This window comes from Kitasatospora griseola, assembly GCF_014648555.1.
Classification (GTDB): domain Bacteria; phylum Actinomycetota; class Actinomycetes; order Streptomycetales; family Streptomycetaceae; genus Kitasatospora; species Kitasatospora griseola.
Genome location: NZ_BMRI01000004.1, coordinates 168,742 through 175,180, shown reverse-complemented (window position 1 = coordinate 175,180; position 6,439 = coordinate 168,742). Strand labels below are relative to the sequence as shown.

Sequence of the window (6,439 nt, the reverse complement as noted above, 5' to 3'; positions counted from 1 at the left end):
GCCGCCCAGCGACTCGATCTCGACGCCGCGGTGGCGCTGCGCGTGCAGGAAGTCCAGGGCGTGGTCGAAGAGCGCGGCCAGCACCAGCAGCAGGGCGAGCGCGGCCGCCGCCATCGCCGCCCAGGCCTGCCGGGTGGTGCGGCCGCGCGGGGTGCCGAGCACGATCAGCGCCGGCCACACCTTGACCATCGCGCCGACCCCGGCCAGCGCCCCGCCCAGCCGGGGCCGGGCGGGCAGCAGCAGCAGTGAGACCATCGCCAGCCCGGTGACCGCCAGGTCGTAGCGCCCGTACGGCAGACCGAGCAGCAGCGGCAGCGCCAGCGCCCACAGCCACGCGCCGGAGGTGGAACGGCCGGGCCGGCCCAGCGAGACCCGCAGCAGCACGAACTGGACCAGCGCGTCGGTGAGCAGCATCAGCAGCCAGAACGCCTGGAGGTACGTCAGGAACGGCAGCGCGGCGGGTGCGAGCATCGGCAGCGCCGCGCCCGGCGGGTACTGCCAGGTGACGTCGTCCACCGGGAAGGAGCCGGTGCGCAGCACCTCGGACCAGCCGCGGTACAGCTCGCCGACCTCGGAGGTGGACTCCGTCTTCGCGGAGCGGACCAGGCCGACCATCAGCAGCCGGCTGGCGACCCAGTACACGGCCAGCACGAGGACCTCGCGGGGCCAGGTCGCGGGGCGGCTCCAGCGGATCGGCCGGGTGGGGACCTGCGCCACCGTTGTCCTCCTGTGCGGTCGTGCTGCGGGGTCGATCCGGGGCCGAGCCTCTGGACAGGCCCTTGTGCGATCTCACTCATATCAGACAAATCGGGCAAGGCCGGACCGGCCTCCGCGCGTGTCCGTGCACGTCCCCGGAACGCGCCACACCCCGCCGTGCTGCCCGGTCCGCCGAACAACGTCGGCCGGACCTGCCAGAATGCACGGGCGAGAAGCGAAACCACCAGAAAGGGTGACCGGCATCGTGACCATGCCCGTCGAACGCAAGATCGCCGAGGAACTGGGCGTCCGCGAGAACCAGGTGCAGGCCGCCGTCGGCCTGCTCGACGGCGGAGCGACCGTCCCCTTCATCGCGCGCTACCGCAAGGAAGTCACCGGCGCCCTCGACGACACCCAGCTGCGCACCCTGGAGGAGCGGCTGCGGTACCTGCGCGAACTAGAGGAGCGCCGGACCGCCGTCCTGGAGTCCATCGACTCCCAGGGCAAGCTCGACGACACGCTGCGCGCGCAGATCCTCGCCGCCGACTCCAAGGCCCGGCTGGAGGACATCTACCTCCCGTACAAGCCCAAGCGGCGCACCAAGGCGCAGATCGCCCGCGAGGCCGGCCTCGAACCGCTGGCCGACACGCTGCTCGCCGACCCCGCGCAGGACCCGGCCGCGCTCGCCGCCGGCTACGCGAACGAGCAGGTCGCCGACGCCGCCGCCGCGCTGGAGGGCGCCCGCGCCATCCTGGTCGAACGCTTCGGCGAGGACGCCGACCTGGTCGGCTCGCTGCGCGAACGGATGTGGACCCGCGGCCGGCTGGTCGCCAAGGTCCGCGACGGCAAGGAGCAGGACGGCGCCAAGTTCGCCGACTACTTCGACTTCGCCGAGCCGTACACCAAGCTGCCCTCGCACCGGATCCTGGCGATGCTGCGCGGCGAGAAGGAAGAGGCCCTCGACCTCGAACTCTCCCCGTACGACGGCGCCGAGGAGGCCGACCTGCCCGGCGCGAGCGACTACGAGCAGCGGATCTCCGCCCGGTTCGGCATCGCCGACCGCGGCCGCCCCGCCGACAAGTGGCTCACCGACACCGTCCGCTGGGCCTGGCGCACCCGCATCCTGGTCCGGCTCGGCATCGACCTGCGCACCCGGCTGCGCGCCGAGGCCGAGGACGAGGCGGTCCGCGTCTTCGCCGCCAACCTGCGCGACCTGCTGCTCGCCGCCCCCGCCGGCACCCGTGCCACCATGGGCCTCGACCCGGGCTTCCGCACCGGCGTCAAGGTCGCCGTGGTCGACGCCACCGGCAAGGTCGTCGCCCACGAGACCATCTACCCGCACCAGCCCGCCAACAAGTGGGACGCGGCGCTGGCCGTGCTGGCCCGGCTCGCCGCCGAGCACAAGGTGGACCTGGTGGCGATCGGCAACGGCACCGCCTCCCGGGAGACCGACCGGCTCGCCGTCGACCTGATCAAGCGTCACCCCGAGCTCGGGCTCACCAAGGTGATGGTCAGCGAGGCCGGCGCGTCCGTGTACTCCGCCTCCGCGTTCGCCGCCCAGGAACTGCCCGGCCTCGACGTCTCCATCCGCGGCGCGGTCTCCATCGCCCGCCGCCTGCAGGACCCGCTGGCCGAACTCGTCAAGATCGACCCCAAGTCGATCGGCGTCGGCCAGTACCAGCACGACCTTAGCGAGCTCAAGCTCTCCCGCTCGCTGGACGCCGTGGTCGAGGACTGCGTCAACGCCGTCGGCGTCGACGTCAACACCGCCTCCGCGCCGCTGCTCACCCGGGTCTCCGGCATCACCGGCACGCTTGCCGACAACATCGTCGCCCACCGCGACGCGAACGGGCCGTTCCGGACCAGGCGCGCGCTCAAGGACGTCTCCCGGCTCGGCCCCAAGGCGTTCGAACAGTGCGCGGGCTTCCTGCGGATCCCCGACGGCGACGACCCGCTGGACGCGTCCGCGGTGCACCCCGAGGCCTACCCCGTGGTGCGGCGGATCCTCGCCACCACCGGTGGCGACCTGGGCGCGCTGATCGGCAACGGCTCGGTGCTGCGCTCGCTGCGCCCCGGCGACTTCGCGGACGACACCTTCGGCGTGCCGACCGTCACCGACATCCTCGGCGAACTCGACAAGCCCGGCCGCGACCCGCGGCCCGCCTTCCAGACCGCCACCTTCAAGGAGGGCGTGGAGAAGATCTCCGACCTGGAGGTCGGCATGGTCCTGGAGGGCGTGGTCACCAACGTCGCCGCGTTCGGCGCCTTCGTCGACATCGGCGTCCACCAGGACGGCCTGGTGCACGTCTCCGCGCTGTCCAAGAACTTCGTCAAGGACCCGCGCGAGGTGGTCAAGCCCGGCGACATCGTCCGCGCCAAGGTCACCGCCGTCGACGTCCAGCGCAAGCGGATCGGCCTCACCCTGCGCCTCGACGACGAGACCCGCCCTGCCGCCGGCCCCCGCGAGCAGTCCGCCCGCCGCGACTCCCGCCCCCCGCGCCAGGACCGCCGCCAGAACGACCGCACCCCGCCCCCGCCCGCCAACTCCGCCATGGCCGACGCCCTCCGCCGCGCCGGCCTGGGCAAGTAGCAGGCCCCCGCCCGACGGCCGGTCCCACGGGGCCGGCCGTCGCCGTCAGCCGGCGGCGCGGGACTCGGTGGCGAGGGCGATGAGTTCGGGCCACCAGGGGTCTCGGTGGTGGGCGAGGAGGTGTTGGGCCTCTTCGGGGGTGGTGAGGCGGACTTCGAGGACCTGTTCGCCGTCGGCGGGGTTGGTGGGGGCGGAGTCGACGAGGACTTCGGCCCAGCCCCAGAGCCAGGCCTTGACGGGGTGGGGCTGCCAGGGGCGGTAGGGGGTGGGGCCGTCGGAGACGGCGAGGTGGTGGCCGATCCAGGTCGGGGGGCCGGTGAGGCGGGCGCCGGCCTCTTCGCGGAGTTCGCGGGCCAGACAGGAGTCGATGCTCTCGGCGGCCTCGCGGGTGCCGCCGGGGAGGAACCAGTGGCCGCGTACGTCGTGGCAGAGGACCACGCGGCCCTCGGAGAAACCCACCAGGTGGATGTTGGTGACCAGTTCGTCCGGCGGCAGTTCCGTGGTGAACTGCGCGTCGATGCCGCCCCACTCCCAGCGCTGCGGTGCGTGGAGGGCCGGGAACCTGGCTGCGATCGCGGCTCTGTCGTCTGTTCTGCGCGTCGTGTCCGTCATCGATCGATCGTAGTCCTGGGTGGGCGGAACCGGACCCGGGGGTCAACGAATCCGACGGAACGTCACCCTCCGGTGGGCGTACGTCAATTCGCCGCACCGGAAGGTCATCCGACGGTGGCCTCCCGGTCGTTCCGACGGCTCGGCGAACAGTGCGGTGCGCTCCGGGGGGCGGATCCATGGCGGCGATCAGCCGGGCGGCGTCGAGCGGGTGCATGCGGATCACTCCCGCCGGACCCGCGGACCGGGCTCGACCGCGTTTCGCGGAGTCGGAACCGCCTGCGGACGACCGGGCGCCGGAACGGGGATTCCCGTTCCGGCGCCCGGTTGTTGACGGTCCGTCAGGCGCGGACCAGGTTCTTGCCGGCGTCGCGGGCGGCGTCCAGCGCCTGGGTGTGGTACTCGGCGGCCAGGTCGCGCAGGCTCTCCATCGCCGGGTTGACGGCGGCCAGGGTCAGCTCGCGCCGGACCACGGTCAGGTCGGCGCCCCAGACGTCGCGCAGGATGCGCTCCAGGTACGGGGTGGAGTGGTCCCAGCCCTCGCGCGGGGTGCCGGGGGCGAAGCCGCCGCCGAGCGAGGTGACCAGCAGGACCGGCTTGTCCTTGAGCAGCTGCGCGGACGGGCCGGCGCCGGCGATCACCACGTCGACCCAGGTCTTGAAGTGCTGCGAGACGCCCCAGTTGTACAGCGGCACGGCGATGATCGCGGCGTCCGCGGCGCGCAGTTCCTCGGCGAGCTCGGCGCCGAGCGCGGCGGCGGTGCGCTGCTCGTCGGTGCGCTGGTCCTCGGGGGTGAAGCCCGCCAGCGTGGCGTGGGTCCAGACGTCGCCGGGCAGCGGGTCGGCGCCCACGTGGCGGCGGGTGACGGTGCCCTCGGGGTGGGCGGCCGCCCACTCGGCGTGGGCGGTGTCGGCGAGCTCGGAGCTGGTCGAGTTGGGGCCCATGATGCTGGCGTCCAAGCGGAACAGGTGCATGACAGATCTCCTCGGATCTCGGCCTGCCGGGGAAGCAGCGGGCGCGGCGGGGCAGGGCGGGGAAGGCGGCCGGGCGGGCCGCGCTCCGATGAAGCGGACTTTACCCCGCTTCGATGAAACGGACTTTACCCCGTTTCGCTCGGAAGGTAAATTGGCAGCCATGGACGTCCCCTTCGGCAAGCCCCCGGTCGAGCGAGCGGACGCGGCCCGCAACCGGGAGGCCCTGCTGTGCACGGCCCGCGCGATGATCGCCGAGCTCGGCACCGAGAAAGTCACCATGGACGGGCTCGCCGAACGCGCCGGCCTGGGCAAAGGCACCGTCTTCCGCCGCTTCGGCACCCGGGCCGGTATCTTCCGCGCGCTGCTGGACGCCGAGGAGCAGCGCTTCCAGGCCGCGGTGCTGTCCGGCGCGCCCCCGCTCGGCCCCGGCGCCGACCCGGTCGACCGGCTGATCGCCTACGGCCGCGAACGGACGCACTTCCTGCTGGCGCGGCAGGACATCGCGCGTGCCGCGGTCGAACGCAAGGGCCCCGTCCCGGCCGGCGGACCGGTGTTCACCCAGCCGCACATCGGGATGCTGCTCAGGCAGGCCCGGCTCGGCCTGCCCGACCCGGAGACGCTCGCCTTCCAGCTCACCAGCGCCCTCGAAGGCCCCCCGCTGGTCTTCCTGTCGATGGACCGGTCGACCGCCGAGCAGCGCGCCGAACGCTGCCAGGGCGACCTCGGCGCGCTGCTCGCCGACGGCTGGCAGACCCTGATCGAACGGCTCGCCGGACGCTGAGCGGGGCGGCGGGTGGGGCGTGAGGCGTGAGGCGTTGACGGCGGGCATGGCGTGAGCCGGGCGGGGCGTGAGGCGTTGGCGGCGGGCATGAAGAACGGGGACGGCCGCCGTCCGTCCCCGTCAGTTCTGCCGCGTGTGCGTCAGGAGCCCGTCACCCAGATCATCTTGCGACCGGTCTCCGCCGGGGCGGTCGGCGCCGCCGAATCGATCCGGTCCAGCGTGTAGCCGAGCTTGCGCGGCACGGCGGCGCTCGCGGCGTTCGACTCGTCGCAGTGGATCTCCGCCCGGGTGATGCCCGGCAGGGCGAGCGCGGCCCCGGTGAGCGCGCGGGCGGCGGCGGTGGCCAGGCCGCGGCCGACGTGCTCGCGGTGCACCCAGTAGCCGATCTCCAGCGCGCCCTGGCCGATCCGGCCGTGCAGGCCGAAACCGCCGATCACCACGTCCGGTTCGGCGTCCAGGCCGAGCAGGTACATGAAGTCGGTGCCCTCGTCCCAGACCTGCTCGCCGCGGACCGAGAGCTGCTCGCTCTCCGGCAGCGTCGGCGCGTTGGCGGCCCACGGCATGTACGGGCGCAGGTGGTCGAGGTTGGCGAGCACCGCGGTGTTCAGCGCGGCGGCGTCCGCCAGCCGGCGGCGGCGCAGGTGCGCGCCGCCGCCGATCGGCAGCAGCTCGGGCGGTCGGCCCGGGGTCAGCGGTCGCACCGTGTTGTCAGGTGCGTCGGTGGAGTGGCTCATGATCCGGAAGTATGAGCCATGCCCGACCGCGCTGACCAGGGGATATTCCGTACCC

Annotated in this window: 6 protein-coding genes; 2 read left to right on the top strand and 4 right to left on the bottom strand. The window is 73.4% G+C overall.

Annotated features, from left to right (window positions below):
- Positions 1-717: glycosyltransferase 87 family protein (locus tag IEZ12_RS37865; RefSeq protein WP_229847301.1), on the bottom strand; the 717-nt coding region annotated here is incomplete at its 3' end.
- Between the two features lie 250 nt (positions 718-967).
- Between IEZ12_RS37865 and IEZ12_RS06885 the strand changes: the two genes are divergently transcribed.
- Entirely contained in the window at positions 968-3,286 is a 2,319-nt protein-coding gene (locus IEZ12_RS06885; RefSeq protein WP_229847331.1) for a Tex family protein, read from the top strand.
- Between the two features lie 45 nt (positions 3,287-3,331).
- Here IEZ12_RS06885 and IEZ12_RS06880 read toward each other — a convergent pair whose 3' ends face one another.
- Both IEZ12_RS06880 and IEZ12_RS06875 read right to left on the bottom strand, forming a co-directional pair.
- On the bottom strand, positions 3,332-3,898 hold the full coding sequence (locus IEZ12_RS06880; protein ID WP_189271249.1) for an NUDIX domain-containing protein: 567 nt from the start codon (positions 3,896-3,898) through the stop codon (positions 3,332-3,334).
- Positions 3,899-4,236: 338 nt separating this feature from the next.
- Positions 4,237-4,869 (bottom strand): FMN-dependent NADH-azoreductase, encoded by a 633-nt coding sequence (locus IEZ12_RS06875; RefSeq protein ID WP_043913219.1) that lies wholly within the window; start codon positions 4,867-4,869, stop codon positions 4,237-4,239.
- A gap of 160 nt (positions 4,870-5,029) precedes the next feature.
- Here IEZ12_RS06875 and IEZ12_RS06870 point away from each other — a divergent pair, with 160 nt between their 5' ends.
- Positions 5,030-5,650 (top strand): TetR/AcrR family transcriptional regulator, encoded by a 621-nt coding sequence (locus tag IEZ12_RS06870; RefSeq protein WP_189271248.1) that lies wholly within the window; start codon positions 5,030-5,032, stop codon positions 5,648-5,650.
- Between the two features lie 140 nt (positions 5,651-5,790).
- Here the strand turns inward: IEZ12_RS06870 and IEZ12_RS06865 are convergent, their stop codons facing one another.
- Positions 5,791-6,384 (bottom strand): GNAT family N-acetyltransferase, encoded by a 594-nt coding sequence (locus tag IEZ12_RS06865; RefSeq protein ID WP_189271247.1) that lies wholly within the window; start codon positions 6,382-6,384, stop codon positions 5,791-5,793.
- Between the last annotated feature and the right edge of the window lie 55 nt (positions 6,385-6,439).

Coding starts and splice junctions, on each gene's coding strand:
- IEZ12_RS06885 (WP_229847331.1), top strand. CDS start 968: ATGCCCGTCGAACGCAAGATCGCCGAGGAACTGGGCGTCCGCGAGAAC.
- IEZ12_RS06880 (WP_189271249.1), bottom strand. CDS start 3,898: ATGACGGACACGACGCGCAGAACAGACGACAGAGCCGCGATCGCAGCC.
- IEZ12_RS06875 (WP_043913219.1), bottom strand. CDS start 4,869: ATGCACCTGTTCCGCTTGGACGCCAGCATCATGGGCCCCAACTCGACC.
- IEZ12_RS06870 (WP_189271248.1), top strand. CDS start 5,030: ATGGACGTCCCCTTCGGCAAGCCCCCGGTCGAGCGAGCGGACGCGGCC.
- IEZ12_RS06865 (WP_189271247.1), bottom strand. CDS start 6,384: ATGAGCCACTCCACCGACGCACCTGACAACACGGTGCGACCGCTGACC.